Raw genomic sequence first — 15,192 nt, 5'->3', positions numbered from 1 at the left:
GTGCAAGAACTTGCATTGCGATGGATTGCCCCGATAGTGCCGCATCCGGCCGAAAGGGCCGGAGTCCGTCAGCATTTCATGATCGGAATCCGCCCGAATTGACCACGTGAGCCTCCGGGGTTATCACGTGTCACATGAGCGGACGACCACCCGAGCTGAGTACGGGTACTCAGGCGCGACGCGCCGACCGCACGGGAGCATGTGGGCATGCTCAACCGCCTCGCTTCCGTCGTGGTGCCGGTGTTCGGCACGCTGACCGTCAGTGCCTCGTCCGCCGTCGTCCCCGGCAGCATCATCGCCGCCAACCACACCTCGCTGGCCGACCCGGCGATCGTGCTCGCCGCGCTGCACCGGCTGGACGTGCACCCGGCGGTGCTGGCCACCGCCGGCCTGTGGCGGATACCGGTGCTGGGGCCGGCGCTGCGGCGGGAGAGGCACATCCCCGTGCACCGGGGCACCACCCGGGCCGCCGAGGCACTGTCCGGGGCGATGGCCGCGCTGGCGGCGGGCCGGTCGGTGCTGATCTACGGCGAGGGCGGGCTGCCGCACCGTCAGGACTCCGGCGAGGCGCCGCCGGAGCGGTTCCGCAGCGGCCTGGCCCGGCTGGCCGCCGCCACCGGCGCGCCCGTGGTGCCGCTCGGCCAGGCCGGGGCGCGGCGGCTCACCTCGGGCTCGGCCGCCAAGCAGCTGGCCGGCCTGGCCACCGGCCCGCTGCGCCGCCCCCGCTACCACGTGCACCTGGGGGCGGCCGTCCGGTCGGCGGACCCGGGTGTGCTGCACGCCGCCGTCACCGCTGCCTGGCGCAGCTCAGTGGACGAACTCCATGGCCGGGTACTTCGCTGACGGTCCGTCGAGCAGTCGGCCGGCGGCAGCGGAGCCGCGCAGGGTGTGGTCGAAGAAGGCGGCCACGTACGCCTCGGTGGTGTGGATCGCGAGCGCCGGGTTGATGGTGCCGATGTCGTTCGCGCGCACCTGCCCGGACTGGCCCACCCGCGGGAGCAGTTGCGGGAGCAGCGCCTCGGCGTCCGTGAAACTGGCGTGCTGCGAGCCCTTCAGCGTGAGCTGCCGGGTCCAGCCCGGCGTGTTGGCCTCGAAGGCGTTCCAGCCCGGGCCGGTGTCGGTCGTGCCGTCCTTGCCCATCAGCAGGAAGGGCCGGTCCAGGCCGTGCTGGGCGACCGGCATCAGCGAGCCGTCCAGGTTCGTCAGGTTGCCGTCCATGTCGAGGCCGGCGGCGATCCGGTGGTCGGCGGCCATCGCGTCGGCGGCCGCCGTGCCGCCCATCGAGTGGCCGAACATGCCGACCTTCGACAGGTCGAGCCGGCCCGCCAGGTCCGCCGGCGCGCCCGGCAGCTGACCCCGGTTCAGGCGCTGCAGCTGGTCCAGCACGAAGGCGGTGTCCGCGACCCGCACGTCCAGCGCCTTGCGGATGAAGGCGTCGGGGTCGGTCGGCATCGTCATGGTGGCCAGCGATCCGTCCGGGAACTGCACCTCCGGGGACTCGTAGGTGTTGTCGACGGTCACCACCACGTAGCCCCGGCTGGCCAGGTCCGCCACCAGCGTGGTGTCCCAGGTGCGCGGCTCCCCCAGCCCGGGCGAGTACACGACCACCGGGTAGCTCCCGCGCGCCGCAGGCGCGCCCTCGGCCACGTGGGTGTCGGTGCCCGCCCAGTCGGCCCGCCCGGTCGGCAGGCCCAGCTGCAGGTAGTCGTTCGCCGTCACGGAGTCGAAGTGCGCGGCCGCCTGCGGCAGCATGTACGGCGCCTCCGGGTGCCCGGCGGTGCGGGCGGCCGGGTAGAAGACGCTCACCATCAGCTGGCGCTGCGGCTGCTCCGGGTGCCACGGATCGGGGCGCGACCGGTCCACCAGGTGCAGCGCCACCTCCCCCACCTGGTGCGGGCCGGTGGGGGCGGGGAGGGTGAGGTGGCGGGCGTGGTGGGCGGGGGCGGGCGCCGGGGCCGCCGGGGCTGCTTGGGCGGGGAGTGCGGCGGTCACGGTGCAGGCGGCGGCGACGGCGCCGATGGCGAGGGCGCGCAGGGTGGTGGTCGTGGCGGCCTTGGCATTCTGATTGATCGTCATGTCCTCCATCCTGCGCGGTCGGTGTCCTGGAACCCATCAGGGAACCACCCGGAGATCACGCTTCCGGGCTCCCCTACGGGGCGGACCGTCCGTCGACAACGGGCTACGGGATGCACAACGGATGGCTCTGGTGGAGAACCGTCGATCGTCCCGCCGATCAGCTGACGATCCATCAGCGGGAACCCGACTGACGTCAAAGCTCGACTTGTAGACTCCCAGGTATTTCAGGGAGGTTGATGCTCACGTGGAGGCAGTCGTCGAGAGTGCTGACATGTCGCGCGGTGCGCGGCTGGCGGCCCACTGTGCCGTCTCCACCGCGCTGGCCCTGCGCAGTGATCTCGAACTGCGCGACCTTCTGGATGCGGCGGAGCCGATGGGATCCGGCATCGGCGGGACATCGGCGCTGCTGGACATCGGCGGGACCCCGGTCTTCGTCAAGCGAATCCCGCTGAGCGATCTGGAGAGGCAGCCGGAGAACGTCCGGTCCACGGCGAACCTGTTCGGGCTGCCGGCCTTCGCACACTTCGGTGTCGGGCTCATCGGGGGGCCGGGCTTCGGGGCCTGGAGGGAACTGGCCGTGCACACCATGACGACGAACTGGGTGCTCGCGCAGGACTTCGAGGGCTTCCCGTTGATGTACCACTGGCGGGTCCTGCCGCACCCCGGGCAGTCGCTTCCCGAGGAACTGGCCGACGTAGAGAAGGCCGTCGCCTACTGGGGAGGCGGATCGGCGGTGCGCCGCCGGATCGAGGCCGTGCGCGATTCATCGGCGAGCATCGCACTCTTCCTGGAGTACATCCCGCAGAACCTGCACGACTGGCTGGGTACTCAGGTCAAAGCCGGTGACGAGGCGGCCGAGCGGGCCTGCGCCATGGTCGAACGGCAACTGCGGGCGGGGACCTCATTCATGAACGCCCACGGTCTCCTGCACTTCGATGCCCACTTCCAGAACATCCTGACCGACGGTGAGCGCCTGTTCTTCGCGGACTACGGCCTGGCGATCTCCTCCCGGTTCGACCTGTCCGAGGAGGAAGCCGACTTCTTCGCCGAACACCGGAGCTACGACCGCTGCTACTCCGTCACCCATCTGGTGATCTGGCTGGTCACCGCCCTCTACGGGTACCGGGGCGAGGAGCGCAGTGCGTTCGTGCGCGCGTGTGCCGAAGGGGTGCGCCCGGAGGGGATTCCACCGCGGGTCGCGGCGATCCTCACCCGCCACGCCCCGCTCGCCGCCGTGATGACGGACTTCTACCGCAGGTTCCAACTGGAGAGCAGGCAGACTCCGTATCCGATGGCGGAGATCGACGGGCTGGGCAGTTCGTCCATCGTCTGATGGACCCGGATCCCGACGGCGGTCGGCGCGCACTCAGACTCCTCTCAGGAAATCCCCAGCGATGGGCAACCGATCGATCCCCCCGTGCTGTCTTCACCCCTGACAGCACACAGCACCAACCGTTCCGAAGATCCGGGGGGATCCCATGCGCTCGCGTTCCCTGATGTTGGTCTCCGTTCCCGCCCTGCTCGCCGGCCTCAGCCTGACGGCCTGCGGCGCCGACAGCACGGCCGGCCCGGCGAAGGCCGCCGCGCCCGCGCCGGTTTCTTCGGCGCCGGTGCCCGCCGCGCCGATCGCGGCCCAACCTGCCGCTCCGGCAGCCGCCTCGTCCGCCAGTCCGACCGGATCCACCGGATCCACCGGTGCGCGGCAGGCCAACTGCCTGACCCGGAACCTGAAGTGGACGGTCACCCTGCTCGCCGACGCGGCCCCCGACACCAAGGACCCGGCGAACGCCGAGCTCGTCGCCGTCAACTCGGGCGCGCAGAGCTGCGTCCTGGCCGGCTACCCGACCCTCGAATTCCACGTGGGCAAGGGCCCGCAGGCCGTCGGGGCCGGCAAGGGCAACCCCGCACCGCTGACCCTCGCCCCAGGCAAGCAGGCGGTACTCGCCCTCCACTACTCCGAGTTCAACGGCAAGGGCCCCGACAGCGCCAACTGCGTCTCCGTCACCGCCGACTCCGCCGACGTGACCGCACCGGGCGACAACACCGCAGGCCGCGCCCCGGTCGTGGACCAGCACGGCAAGCCGGCGCAGATCACCATCTGCGGCGACCACGTGCTGATGGGCGCGCCGGTCGCCCGGTAGGAGACCGCTGTCTCAGCCGACGATGCGGGCGGCGGCCAGGTTGGCGAGGATCTGCTCCACGGTCTGGCCGGGTGTCTGGTGCGAGGTGTCCAGCCAGAGCCCGAGGGGCGGGGTGCCCCGGCGGAGGCCGTCGTCGAGGAGGTCGACTGTCCAGGGGCCGCCGTAGCCGCTCTTGGGTCGACCGTCCTCGCGCGCCGCGACCGCTTCGGGCGTGGGCGCGAGGACGACCAGGTACAGGGGCCTGGTCGTCACGGCGTCGAGGTAGGTGACGAGGTGTTCGCCGAGGACGACGTCCTGGACGACGACCGTCCATCCGGCCTGTGCGTACAGGTCCGCGACCATGGCAGAGGCCTGGTAGCGCAGTTGCAGTTGCGCAGTCGCCTCAGCGGTCGGCTGCGGCGTGAACTCCTCGCGACCGGACACGATCATCCGCCGGAAGCCGTCGCCCCGCAGGTGCACGGAGCGCGGGAGCCGCTCGGCCAACAGCTGGGCAACGGTGGACTTCCCGGACGCCATGACACCCGTCACGACCACAACCGCGGATGCGAGCTCCTGCATGACCGGCCTCCCTCCTGGCGCCAACACCACCTGACTCACAGCCTTCCAGCTGACGTGCTTCACCCCTGCCAGTTCGCGTAGTCGCCCATCGCAATGTCGTCACACAGGGTCTCCCACAGCCCGTTGTGCGCGAGTGCCGTGTCATCGAGGGTGGCGAGGAGTTCGCGAAGGTCGTCCGCCGCCTCGTCGCCTCTGTCCTCCTCGCCTTCCTCATAGAACGGGAAGCGGGCGATGGCGGCCGCGACGCACCGGTGGAAGGCTCCGAGGTCCCTGTTGACGTGATTGACGGTCGAAGACTCGGGTGCGGGGATGTGCACGATGCGGCGCGAAGTCACATCGATGGCGACGAGTCCGAACAGGCCGCTGGTCCCGAAGACGACCACCCTGCTCCCGTCGATCCCGCTGAGGACTGTCGCCTCGGCCAGTGACCGGTACTCGTAGCCGATCAGCCCTGCCGGTACGCCGAACTGCCGCAGATCGGCGGCGATCTCGGCAGGCACCTCGGGTGAGCAGCCGATACGGACCACGACGTACTCGGGCAACGGCAACGGCGGCAGGTCTCGAATCACGCGGACATCATCCTCGTACTCCCGCGCCACGGGGAAGCCGCGAGCCGGTCCCCACCACCGCGCGGCAGGCCCCGGTGCGACGGTCGACCTTGTGATCTCTCCGTGCCAGCAGCTACGTTCACACACAGACCGGCTCGGGGGGAACGGTCGTGACTCGGCATCTGGGGCAGGGTCGTGTGCGGCCTGATTCTCCAAAACCCGGCTGACACAGGCTCGTTCGTGCGACAGGATGAACGTTTGTCGTACCCGGAGAGCGAAAGGCAGTCAGCATGCCGCACCCTGCACCGCGACCGGTTCCCGGCTCGCCCGACCTGCTCACCGCCGAGCTGGTGGTGGACCTGGCCACCCCCGGGGCACCGGCCATCTCGCCGGACGGTCGCCTGGTCGCCTACGGCGTGGCCACGAACAGCGGGGACAGCACGCTCTGGGTCGCCGCCGCCGATGGCAGTGCGGCCCCGCGCCGGCTGGCCGACGGCGCCGCCCCGAAATGGGCACCGGACTCGGCCGCGCTGTACTTCACCTCCGACCACGCGGAGCGGGGCACCGCCCAACTCCAGCGGATCCTCCTGGACCGCGGCGCGGCAGAGTCCCTGACCAGCTGGCGCGGCGGCATCAGCGACCACTACCCGCTCGCCGACGGCCGCACCGTCGCGCTGCTCGCCGAGGACGAGCCCAGCGCGGAGGACGCGCGCCGGGCGGCCGAGGGGGACGACGCGAAGGTCTGGAGGCAGCATCTCCCGGTCACCCGGCTGCGGCTGCTCGACCTCGCGACCGGCATGGTGCGGACCGTGAACGGCCTCGGGGACCGTCACGTCGTGGAGGTGGCCGAGCGTCCGGACGGCGGGCCGCTGGCCGTGCTGAGCTGGGCGACCCCCGAGCTGGATCCCGGGGTCACGACGGCACGACTGCATCTGGTCGTCCCGGGGACGGGAGCCGTCCAGGACCTGGGCCCGGTCGGATTCGAGGCCCACTCCCCGGTCTGGTGGAAGCACGACGCCGACTGGCGCCTGGCCCATCTGGCGGTGACCCCTGGGCACTTGGTGGGCGGGCTCGCCGTGATCGACACGGTCCCGCCGGCCAGCGGTCCGGTCGCCGAGCAGCGCAGTCTCACGGTCGGCATGTCCGTCTGCCCCGCCGAGCTGGTGCAGGTCGCGGACGGGCCGCCGCTGGCGCTGTTCGCCGACGGGCTGGACACCGCGCTGTACCGGCTCGATCCCCAGTCGCTGCGGTTCCATCAACTGTCCTGCGCGCCCGGCATGCTGGCCGGGCTGACGGTGAGTCACTCCGCGCAGACCGTCGCCGTGCTGGCGAGCACCGCGCACGAGCCCAAGAACGTCCACGCGGGCCCCGCGAACGGACCGCTGCGCCAACTCAGCGACACCAGTCCCGAACTGGGCAAGATCCGCTGGGGTGTCCAGGAACGGCTCGGCTACCAGGCGTGCGACGGGCTCCAGTTGGACGGCCTGCTGATCCTCCCCGTCGGCCGGACTCGGGAGGAGGGTCCGTTCCCGCTCGTCACCCTGGTGCACGGCGGCCCGTACTTCCGCCATGCCGACGAGTTGACGCTCAGTCCGGTCGACTGCGGCCAGTGGCTGGCGGCCGCCGGGTACGCGGTCTTCCTGGCCAATCCCCGGGGCGGGTCGGGCCACGGCCATGAGTTCGCGGCCGTGGTGGCGGGCGAGGTGGGCGGCGACGAGTGGACCGACGTGCTCTCCGGGATCGACCTGCTGGTCGCCGAGGGCGTCGCCGATCCCGAACGCCTGGGCATCTCCGGCTGGAGCCACGGCGGGTTCATGGCGGCCTGGGCCATCGGCCGGACCAGGCGGTTCAAGGCGGCCGTCATGGGCGCCGGCATCAGCGACTGGGGCATGCAGGCCGGGACGGGCGACTGGGGGGTCATGGACGCGGTGCTCGGCGGCGGCACCGGCTGGAAGGGGCCGGGGCCGCACCTCCACGACCGGAACAGCCCGATCTCCTACGCGTCCCGGATCCGCACTCCGGTGCTGATCCTGCACGGCGAGGAGGACACCAACGTCCCGCTCGGCCAGGCGGTCCACTTCCATCGCGCGCTGCGCCGCTTCGGCGTCGAGCACGAGTTCGTCGTCTACCCCCGGGAGGGCCACGGGCTGCAGGAGCGCGCCCACCAACTCGACGCCCTCCGGCGGATCCGCGCCTGGTGCGACCGCTGGCTGTAGGTCCGCCCGTACTGGTGTGGTGAGCGCGCGGGCGGGAATGCCCCAGCACCATGGGGAAGATACTCCGTCGTTCGTTCGCGGCCTTGGCGGCGGGAGCACTCGCGGCCGACCTCGGCTACACGTTCGTCCTGCTGAACCGGCCCATGCCCGACCGCGGGGCGCCGTCCGGGCTTCCCAGCACCGAGGGCTACACGGGGAGCGTGGTCGTCGGCGCCGACGACCGGACGCTCTTCGTCGGCGGGTTCGGCGGCGTCTGCGACGAGGACTTCACACCGGTGGCGACCGAGTCCGCGGGGTCCGTCGCGCTCAGCATCAAGGTCACTGCGGCGCCGGGCTCCGGGTCCGACGGTGCGTGCTCGGCGGGCCAGGTCACCTCGGCCTCGGTGCGGCTGAACCAGCCCCTCGGCAGCCGGGCCCTGGTGGACGGCGACGGCGGAGCCACCCTGGCGTCCTTCGACGGGAGCCGGCTGCTGCGCCCCGCCAAGCTCCCGCCCGGGTACCGGCTGATGTCCACCGCGCCCTACCAGGCGAGCTCCGGCGCCGTGGGGGCGATCCAGCACTGGGGATCTGACAAGCTGCTCGGCCAGCTGGAGCTCATTCAGCTCGACGGCCCGCTCTCCGACGTCCACAGCTTCTACGACTCCTCCGACACCGGCTACCAGACCTCGCCGCCGCTCACCGTGCGCGGGCAACCCGCCACCCAGTACAGCGCCACCGGCCGGGTCGGCTGGACGGAGGGCGGCGAGGCGATGCTGATGACCTGGTTCACGACCGATCCGCAGCCCAGCACCGCCTCGGTGATCGCCATCGCCGACAGCAGCCCGTGAACAGCTGCTCCGCATACCGGTCAGGAGTCGGGCCGCAGCGAAGGCACGTCTCCTAGCTTGCGCAGGAGGAGCACGAGGCGGCGCATGTCGTCCGCGCCGAACAGCTGCTCCAGGTCTTCGATGAGTCGGGCCATCTTGGGGGTGGCCTCGTCCAGGCACGCCCGCCCGGCGTCCGTCAGCGTGACGATGCGGCGCCGGCGGTTGGTCGGCTCGACGGCCTTGGTGACGAGCTGCTGGCCCTCCAGCCGGTCGAGCAGCGTGCTCAGGGTCGAGCGGTCCATGGCGGCGAGGGCGCCGAGGGCGGACTGGTCGAGCGGTCCGTGCTCGTCGAGCAGGGCCAGTACCGCGAACTGCGGCGTGGTCAGGTCCTGGAAGTACTGCTGCCACATCGTGGCCCACGCCTGCATGCCCCGCCGCAGCTGATGCGGCAGTGCATCCTCCACCTTCATCCCGCGCTCCGTCCCGTTCGCATTTGTCTCCTCAGCCATGGGCTTAGTATATTCAGTACACGGACGTTCAGTTCACTGAAGGTTGCAGAAGGAGACTAATATGCGGCTCATCGTCGGAATGACAGGGGCGACGGGCGCCGTACTGGGCGTGCGGCTCCTGGAGGAGTTGCGCCACCAGGAGCAGGTGGAGACGCACCTGGTGCTGTCCCGCTGGGCACGCGCCACCATCGAGCTGGAGACGGGCCTGAGCACCCGCGACGTGGCGGGACTGGCCGACGTCGTGCACACCCCGGACGACCAGGGGGCGTCCATCTCGTCCGGCTCGTTCCGCACGGACGGGATGGTGATCATCCCGTGCAGCATGAAGACGCTCGCCGGGATCCGCACCGGATACGCGGACGGCCTGATCGCCCGCGCCGCGGACGTCACGCTCAAGGAACGCCGCAAGCTCGTCCTCGTGCCCCGCGAGACCCCCCTCAGCGAGATCCACCTGGACAACATGCTCGCGCTCGCCCGCATGGGCGCCTCGATCGTGCCGCCCGTGCCCGCCTTCTACAACCACCCCGCCACCGTGGACGACATCGTCGACCACATCGTGGCGCGCGTCTGCGACCAGTTCGACATCAAGGCTTCCCGAGCCCGCCGCTGGGAGGGCATGCGCCCCGCAGCCGCCCACCGGCCCACGGTGCACGGGAGGACCGGCAGAGAGGAAGTTTCGCTGTGAACCACCACAAGGACCTGCGCGAGTACATCGCGGCACTCGAAGCCATCGGCGACCTCACGCGCGTGCGGCGCGAGGTCAGCTGGGACCTGGAGGCCGCCGCCATCACCCGCCTGGGGTGCGAACGCACCGCCCCCGCCCCGCTGTTCGAGAACGTCACCGGCGTCGAGCCGGGCTTCCGCCTGCTGGGCGCGCCCGCGGCGCTCAGCTCCGTCCCCGGCAAGCCGCTCGCGCGCGTCGCCCTCTCCCTGGGCCTGTCCCCGGAGCTGACCCCCGCTCAGCTGGTGGACCACCTCGTCGAGACCCGCGACCTGCCGCCGGTACCGCCCAGGCTGGTCCCGCGCGAGCAGGCCCCGTGCAAGCAGAACGTGCTGACCGGTGACGACGCCACGCTGGACCGCTTCCCCGTGCCCCGCGTGCACGAGCAGGACGGCGGCCGCTACGCCAACACCTGGGGCGTCCTGGTCGCGCGCACTCCCGACGGCCGGTGGACCAACTGGTCCATCGCCCGCGTCATGATGGTCGACGGCAAGCACATGACCGGCATGGTCACGGTGCCCCAACACATCGCCATGGTCTGGCAGGAATGGGTCGAGATCGGCAAGCCCATGCCGTACGCGCTCGTCCAGGGCGGCGACCCGGCGGTCCCCGTCGTGGGCGGCATCTCGATCCCGGAGGGCTCCGACGAAGCCGGCTACATCGGCGCCCTCCACGGCGAGCCCCTCGACGTCGTCACGTGCGAGCTGTCCGACCTCCAGGTCCCGGCGAGCGCGGAGATCGTCATCGAGGGCCACCTGTCCGTCGAACGGACCGCCGTCGAGGGCCCGTTCGGGGAGTTCGCCGGCTACATCCCCCTGGAGACCTCCCTCCAGCCCGTCTACACCGTGGAGTGCATCACCCACCGCGACGACCCGATCTGGCCGATCGTCCCCGAGGGCCGCCCGGTGGACGAGTTCCACACCGTCACCGGCACGGGCATAGCCGCCGAGGTCCTCCACGACCTGCGCGCCGCCGGCCTTCCGATCACCACCGCCTGGTCCCCGCTGCGGGCGGCCACCCACTGGCTGGTCGTCACCGTCCCCGAGAACTGGCGGGAGTTGCTCCCCGGCGTCGACTCCCAGGAGTTCACCCACCGGATCGGGAAGGTCGTCAACGAGGAGGCGCGCACCGGACGGCTCAGCTCGCGGATCTTCGTCCTCGACGACGACATCGACCCGGCCGACGACGCCGACCTGCTGTGGGCCCTGGCCACCCGCATCCACCCCACCCAGCGGGCCGAGACTTGGAACGGCTTCATCTTCCCGCTGCTGCACTGCTACCTGGACAGCGAACGGGAGTCCGCGACCGGCCCCGTCGTCGTCCACGACGGGCTCGAACCCGCCCGCGGACAGGGACGCATGCCGCAGAGCTCCTTCGCCCAGGCGTACCCCGCCCACATCCGCCGGCGCGTCCTCGACCGCTGGGAGGCCGACGAGTAGGCCCCGCACGCGCACACGGCCCCCGCCCCGGTACCCGGCACCGGGGCGGGGACAGCCAAAACCTTGATCGCCAAGCCCTCCCGGCCGGTTGGTGGTGCGCGGTATGTTGGCGCCGTGGACTACCTGAATGATCTTCGACGTGAACTGGACGCCTTCGGTGCCGTGCTGGACGGTGACCTGTCGGCCCCGGTCGAGCACTGCGGCGCTTGGACGTTGGCGGACCTGGCCGTGCACATGGGGGCCGGGAACCTGTGGGTCGTCACGGCGGTCCGGGAGGGCCACGGCGACGGCTACGACGAGGCCGCCGCGCCGCGCGACCCGGCCGCCCTGCGGGCCTGGTACGCCGAGAGCGCGGACGCCCTGGTGGAGGCGCTGTCGGTCGACCCCGCGACCGGTGCGTGGACCTTCTTCCCGCCGCACACCGTCGCCTTCTGGCGCCGGCGCCGCAGCCAGGAGACGCTGATCCACCGCTGGGACGCCCAGCACGCCGCCGGTGCGACGAAGCCGCTGGATCCGGCGCTCGCCGCCGACGGCGTCGCCGAGGTCTTCGACACCATGGCCCCGCGCATGACCTCCCGGGGAGCCGCCACCGCCCCCTCGCAGGCCGTGCGGATCACCGCCACCGACTCCGGCCGCTCCTGGACCTACGGTCCCGGCGAGCCGGTCGCCGAACTCTCGGGCACGGCCGAGGACTTGCTGCTGATGCTCTGGAACCGCAAGCCGCGGGAGACCGAGTCGCTGCTCTGGTCGGGCGACCGTGCGGCGGGCCTGGGCGTGCTGGCCGGGCCGCTGGTGCCCTGAGCCACTGGTCAGGCCGTCAGGCCGTCAGGTCCTCCCGTCAGCCGAGGTCTTCGGGCAGCAGCAGCCGCAGCTCGTCCAGGGTCACGTGCCCTTCCTCGCGTTCGAGCAGCGCGATGCGGCGGGCGTGGGAGGTCTTGGCGGCGTCCAGCAGTTTGCGGACCTCGCGGGCGTTGCCCAGGGCGAACCGGTCGCGTTCGGTGAGGATGCGGGCGCGGGCGGCCGCCAGGGCGGGCTCGGCGAGGTGGAAGCCGGAGTCCTCGGCCTGCCGGGCCAGGATGGTGACCAGGTCCGCGACCTCGTACTCGGGGAACTCGATGGTCTGGGAGAACCGGGAGGCCAGGCCGGGGTTGGCCGAGAGGAAGGTGGCGATCTCCTCGGTGTAGCCGGCCGCGATGACGACCACCTCGTCGCGGTGGTCCTCCATCAGCTTGACGAGGGTGTCGATGGCCTCCTGGCCGAAGTCGTGCCCGGTGCCGCCGGCCGGGCGGGCGAGGGTGTAGGCCTCGTCGATGAACAGCACGCCGCCGCGGGCGCGTTCGAAGGCCTCGGCGGTGCGGATCGCCGTCGAGCCGACGTACTGGCCCACCAGGTCGGCCCGGGAGACCTCGACCACCTGGCCCCGGGCGAGCACCCCGAGCGCGGCGAGCAGCGAGCCGTAGAGGCGGGCGACCGTGGTCTTGCCCGTTCCCGGCGGGCCGGCGAAGACCAGGTGGCTGGGGACCGGGTCGGCCCGCAGGCCCGCCTCCTCGCGGCGGCGGGTGGTCACGATCAGGTCGAGCAGGTCGCTGATCCGGGTCTTGATGCCGGCCATGCCGACCATCGCGCCCAGCCGGTCGAGGATCTCCTGCAGTTGCCCGCTGTCCTTGGCCTCGTCGAACCGCACGCCCAGGCCGCGCTCGACGATCCCCTCCAGGTCCTGCGGGAGCAGCTCGACCAGGTCCTGCGCGGACGGCGGGGAGTCCTGGCCGGCCAGCCGCAGGGCCTGCTGTTCGAGTGCGGCCTCGAAGACCCGGCGGGCCTCGCGGCCGTTGCCGAAGGTCTCGGTGCGCCGGGCGGCGCGGAAGTGGGCGGTCAGCGCGTCCCGGGTCGGCTCCGCCAGGCGGAACCCGTACTGCTCGGCCATGCCGGCCACGATGGCGACCAGCTCGTCCGGGCCGTAGTCCTCGAACTCGACGGTGCGGGAGACCCGTGACTGCAGCCCGGGGTTGGCGGCCAGGAACTCGCGCATCTCGGCCGAGTAGCCGGCGAACACCACGACCACCTCGTCGCGGTGGTCCTCCATCAGCTTGACCAGGGTGTCGATGGCCTCCTGGCCGAAGTCGGAGCCCGAGCCGAACCGGCGGGCGAGGGTGTAGGCCTCGTCGATGAAGAGCACGCCGCCGCGGGCGCGTTCGAAGACCTCGGTGGTCTTCTGGGTGGTCCCGCCCAGCGCCTTGCTGACCAGGTCGGCGCGGGCCACCTCGACGAAGTGGCCGGCGGTGACCACGCCGAGGGCGGCCAGCAGCCGTCCGTAGATGCGGGCGACGGTGGTCTTGCCGGTGCCGGGCGAGCCGGAGAAGACGACGTGCCGGCCCATCACCGGCCCCTCGGGCAGCCCGGCCGCGCGCCGCTGCTCGGCCACCCGCAGGAACATGACGAGCCGTCGGATCTCCTGCTTGACGCCGGCCAGGCCGATCATGGCCTCCAGCTCGGCGAGCAGCTCGTCCACGGAGGCGGTCTCCGGGCGTGAGCCGGCCTGCGGTGTGCTCGGACCGCCCGGGGCGGTGGGCGCGGCAACCGGCCGGGATGCCGGGGTCGCACGGGGGTCCGGGGTCCTGCCGACCGACGCGACGGCCTCTGCCCCAGCCTCCCGGTCGGGCTCGACCCCGATCATGTCCTCGGCCCCGTTGCCGTGCGAGCGCAGGTCCTGGGTCGTCACCTTCGCGCCCAGCATGGTCACCAGTCCGGGGCCTCCGGTGCCGGTGATCTCGCAGCCGCGCAGCGCCAGTTCCGCCCCGGGGTCGACGGCCACGCCGACGTCCGCGTTGTCGGCGAACCGGGCGCCCTCCAGGGCCATCCGCCCGCCGGTCGGCACTCCGGCGCCCACCTGGCACCCCGTCACCGTTCCACCGGTCAGGACCACCTCGCCGGACGGCCCGGCGGTGACGCCGACGTCCTCGGCCCCGCTGATCCGGCTGCCCGTCAGGCGGGCCGCGGCGTGCTCGTCCACCAGCACGCCGTACCGTCCCGCGCCCTGCACGTCCAGGCCGGTGGCCGCCAGCTCGCCGCCGGTGGTGCACCAGACGGCGTCCTGCTGCGAGCCACCGATCCGCAGCCCCTCGACGGTGGCGTGCGCGTGGTCGCGGACCACCAGGCTCCCCTGGACGCTGCGCTCGATCGCCCCGCCGTGGACGGCGACCCGGGAGCGGCTCTCGACCACGATGCCGCCCTGGCCGGAGCCCTCCACCAGGCACTGCTGGATCAGCGGCTGCGATCCGGTGGTCACCCAGATGCCGTGCTCGGCCGCCCCCTGCACCCGGCTGTTGCGGACGCTGACCTTGCTGCCGTTGCGCAGCGCGATCCCGCACGCGCGGGAGCCGACCGCGTCGAGGTTCTCGATCATCCCGGCGGAGTCGGAGTAGACCACCGCGCCGTCGCGCACCGTGCAGTTGTGCAGGAAGAGCTCCGAGCCGCCCCAGGCGCTGACGGCCGAGGTGGAGGAGCTGACGAACTCGCAGTCCCGCGCCACCACGGTGCCGCTGGAGACCTGCAGGGCACTCCCCTGCTCGTGCCAGTTCCGCAGGACCAGCCCCTGGAGCGTGATGTGGCCCTCGGCCCGCAGGTCGTAGTCGCCGGAGCCGTCGATCACCACCGATCCGGGGCCGTTCAGGGCGGTGATCACCACCGTCCCCCAGCAGCGCAGCGGCCCGGTCCGGTAGTGGCCCGGCGCGATCGTCAGGTGGCGCGGCCCCGGAGGTCCCGGCGCTTCGAGGGCCGCGAGGATCGTCTGGAACGCCCTCGGGTCCGTCTGGGACACAAACACGCTGAACAACCGGCCCCCCGTACACGAGTCGCGTGATCCGCGAGCTTGATCGTAGTCGATGGGCGGCGTCGCCTGACGGGTGCTCAGGCGGTGCCCTCCTCGACCCGGCTCGCGGCTCCGGTTCCTCGCAGGCCGTCAGGTGCTCGGCGGTGCCCAGCGGCACGGTGGCATCCGCCGGCAGGAGGCGCACTGCGGCGGTCGCGTAGCCGTGCCCCCAGGTGTCCTCGCGCAGCAACCACATGTCGGCGACCGCCCTGCGACTGTAGGTGCGACGGACGGCGTCGGCATCCTGCGACAAGGAGGCCCGTGTTGACGGGGCCTCCGGGTCCGAACCGGTACGGGCCCGCGGGGAGAC

The 15,192-nt window shown here is 72.1% G+C and carries 13 protein-coding genes; 8 read left to right on the top strand and 5 right to left on the bottom strand.

The window, feature by feature from the left end; translation table 11 throughout:
* The first annotated feature begins 207 nt into the window (after positions 1–207).
* On the top strand, positions 208–843 hold the full coding sequence (locus tag FHX73_RS29845) for a lysophospholipid acyltransferase family protein (RefSeq protein WP_145908996.1): 636 nt from the start codon (positions 208–210) through the stop codon (positions 841–843).
* Here FHX73_RS29845 and FHX73_RS29840 read toward each other — a convergent pair.
* Positions 808–2,076: an alpha/beta hydrolase family protein gene (locus FHX73_RS29840; protein ID WP_145908995.1), complete on the bottom strand. Its 1,269-nt coding sequence runs from the start codon at positions 2,074–2,076 to the stop codon at positions 808–810. The genes FHX73_RS29845 and FHX73_RS29840 overlap by 36 nt on opposite strands.
* A 271-nt stretch (positions 2,077–2,347) precedes the next feature.
* Here FHX73_RS29840 and FHX73_RS29835 point away from each other — a divergent pair, with 271 nt between their 5' ends.
* Together FHX73_RS29835 and FHX73_RS29830 are read left to right on the top strand one after the other, a co-directional pair.
* Positions 2,348–3,409, top strand: a complete 1,062-nt coding sequence (locus FHX73_RS29835) for a protein kinase family protein (protein WP_145908994.1) — start codon at positions 2,348–2,350, stop codon at positions 3,407–3,409.
* 163 nt (positions 3,410–3,572) lie between these two features.
* The gene (locus FHX73_RS29830; protein ID WP_145908993.1) at positions 3,573–4,217 is read left to right on the top strand and encodes a DUF4232 domain-containing protein; all 645 of its coding nucleotides are present in this window, start codon (positions 3,573–3,575) and stop codon (positions 4,215–4,217) included.
* Between the two features lie 12 nt (positions 4,218–4,229).
* On the opposite strand, the gene FHX73_RS29825 is transcribed toward FHX73_RS29830, so the two are convergent.
* The gene (locus tag FHX73_RS29825) at positions 4,230–4,775 is read right to left on the bottom strand and encodes an AAA family ATPase (RefSeq protein ID WP_145908992.1); all 546 of its coding nucleotides are present in this window, start codon (positions 4,773–4,775) and stop codon (positions 4,230–4,232) included.
* 59 nt (positions 4,776–4,834) lie between these two features.
* A complete protein-coding gene (locus FHX73_RS29820; protein ID WP_145908991.1) occupies positions 4,835–5,344 on the bottom strand; it encodes an SUKH-4 family immunity protein in 510 nt (169 codons plus the stop codon).
* A gap of 269 nt (positions 5,345–5,613) precedes the next feature.
* On the opposite strand from FHX73_RS29820, the gene FHX73_RS29815 reads away from it, so the two are divergent.
* Both FHX73_RS29815 and FHX73_RS29810 read left to right on the top strand, forming a co-directional pair.
* Entirely contained in the window at positions 5,614–7,539 is a 1,926-nt protein-coding gene (locus FHX73_RS29815; protein ID WP_145908990.1) for a S9 family peptidase, read from the top strand.
* Positions 7,540–7,589: 50 nt separating this feature from the next.
* Positions 7,590–8,366, top strand: a complete 777-nt coding sequence (locus tag FHX73_RS29810) for a hypothetical protein (protein ID WP_145908989.1) — start codon at positions 7,590–7,592, stop codon at positions 8,364–8,366.
* A gap of 20 nt (positions 8,367–8,386) precedes the next feature.
* Here FHX73_RS29810 and FHX73_RS29805 read toward each other — a convergent pair whose 3' ends face one another.
* Complete coding sequence (locus FHX73_RS29805) at positions 8,387–8,854, bottom strand: MarR family transcriptional regulator (RefSeq protein ID WP_145908988.1); 468 nt, start codon at positions 8,852–8,854, stop codon at positions 8,387–8,389.
* Between the two features lie 61 nt (positions 8,855–8,915).
* On the opposite strand from FHX73_RS29805, the gene FHX73_RS29800 reads away from it, so the two are divergent.
* From FHX73_RS29800 to FHX73_RS29790, 3 genes are all read left to right on the top strand, one after another.
* Positions 8,916–9,539 (top strand): non-oxidative hydroxyarylic acid decarboxylases subunit B, encoded by a 624-nt coding sequence (locus FHX73_RS29800; protein WP_145908987.1) that lies wholly within the window; start codon positions 8,916–8,918, stop codon positions 9,537–9,539.
* Positions 9,536–11,014, top strand: a complete 1,479-nt coding sequence (locus FHX73_RS29795; protein ID WP_145908986.1) for a UbiD family decarboxylase — start codon at positions 9,536–9,538, stop codon at positions 11,012–11,014. The genes FHX73_RS29800 and FHX73_RS29795 overlap by 4 nt, the downstream gene beginning before the upstream one ends.
* Positions 11,015–11,128: 114 nt before the next feature.
* Positions 11,129–11,815, top strand: coding sequence for a maleylpyruvate isomerase family mycothiol-dependent enzyme (locus FHX73_RS29790; RefSeq protein WP_145908985.1), 687 nt, complete (start codon positions 11,129–11,131; stop codon positions 11,813–11,815).
* Between the two features lie 37 nt (positions 11,816–11,852).
* On the opposite strand, the gene FHX73_RS29785 is transcribed toward FHX73_RS29790, so the two are convergent.
* Positions 11,853–14,831 (bottom strand): AAA family ATPase, encoded by a 2,979-nt coding sequence (locus FHX73_RS29785; RefSeq protein ID WP_145908984.1) that lies wholly within the window; start codon positions 14,829–14,831, stop codon positions 11,853–11,855.
* Between the last annotated feature and the right edge of the window lie 361 nt (positions 14,832–15,192).

This window comes from Kitasatospora viridis, from assembly GCF_007829815.1.
Taxonomy (GTDB): Bacteria; Actinomycetota; Actinomycetes; order Streptomycetales; family Streptomycetaceae; genus Kitasatospora; species Kitasatospora viridis.
Note: the sequence above shows the minus strand (reverse complement) of the source record. Positions and strands in the feature narration are given on the sequence as shown.

Bases quoted from the DNA above. Each gene is read 5' to 3' on its own strand.
- FHX73_RS29845 (WP_145908996.1), top strand. From the start codon at position 208: ATGCTCAACCGCCTCGCTTCCGTCGTGGTGCCGGTGTTCGGCACGCTG.
- FHX73_RS29840 (WP_145908995.1), bottom strand. From the start codon at position 2,076: ATGACGATCAATCAGAATGCCAAGGCCGCCACGACCACCACCCTGCGC.
- FHX73_RS29835 (WP_145908994.1), top strand. From the start codon at position 2,348: ATGTCGCGCGGTGCGCGGCTGGCGGCCCACTGTGCCGTCTCCACCGCG.
- FHX73_RS29830 (WP_145908993.1), top strand. From the start codon at position 3,573: ATGTTGGTCTCCGTTCCCGCCCTGCTCGCCGGCCTCAGCCTGACGGCC.
- FHX73_RS29825 (WP_145908992.1), bottom strand. From the start codon at position 4,775: ATGCAGGAGCTCGCATCCGCGGTTGTGGTCGTGACGGGTGTCATGGCG.
- FHX73_RS29815 (WP_145908990.1), top strand. From the start codon at position 5,614: ATGCCGCACCCTGCACCGCGACCGGTTCCCGGCTCGCCCGACCTGCTC.
- FHX73_RS29810 (WP_145908989.1), top strand. From the start codon at position 7,590: ATGGGGAAGATACTCCGTCGTTCGTTCGCGGCCTTGGCGGCGGGAGCA.
- FHX73_RS29805 (WP_145908988.1), bottom strand. From the start codon at position 8,854: ATGGCTGAGGAGACAAATGCGAACGGGACGGAGCGCGGGATGAAGGTG.
- FHX73_RS29800 (WP_145908987.1), top strand. From the start codon at position 8,916: ATGCGGCTCATCGTCGGAATGACAGGGGCGACGGGCGCCGTACTGGGC.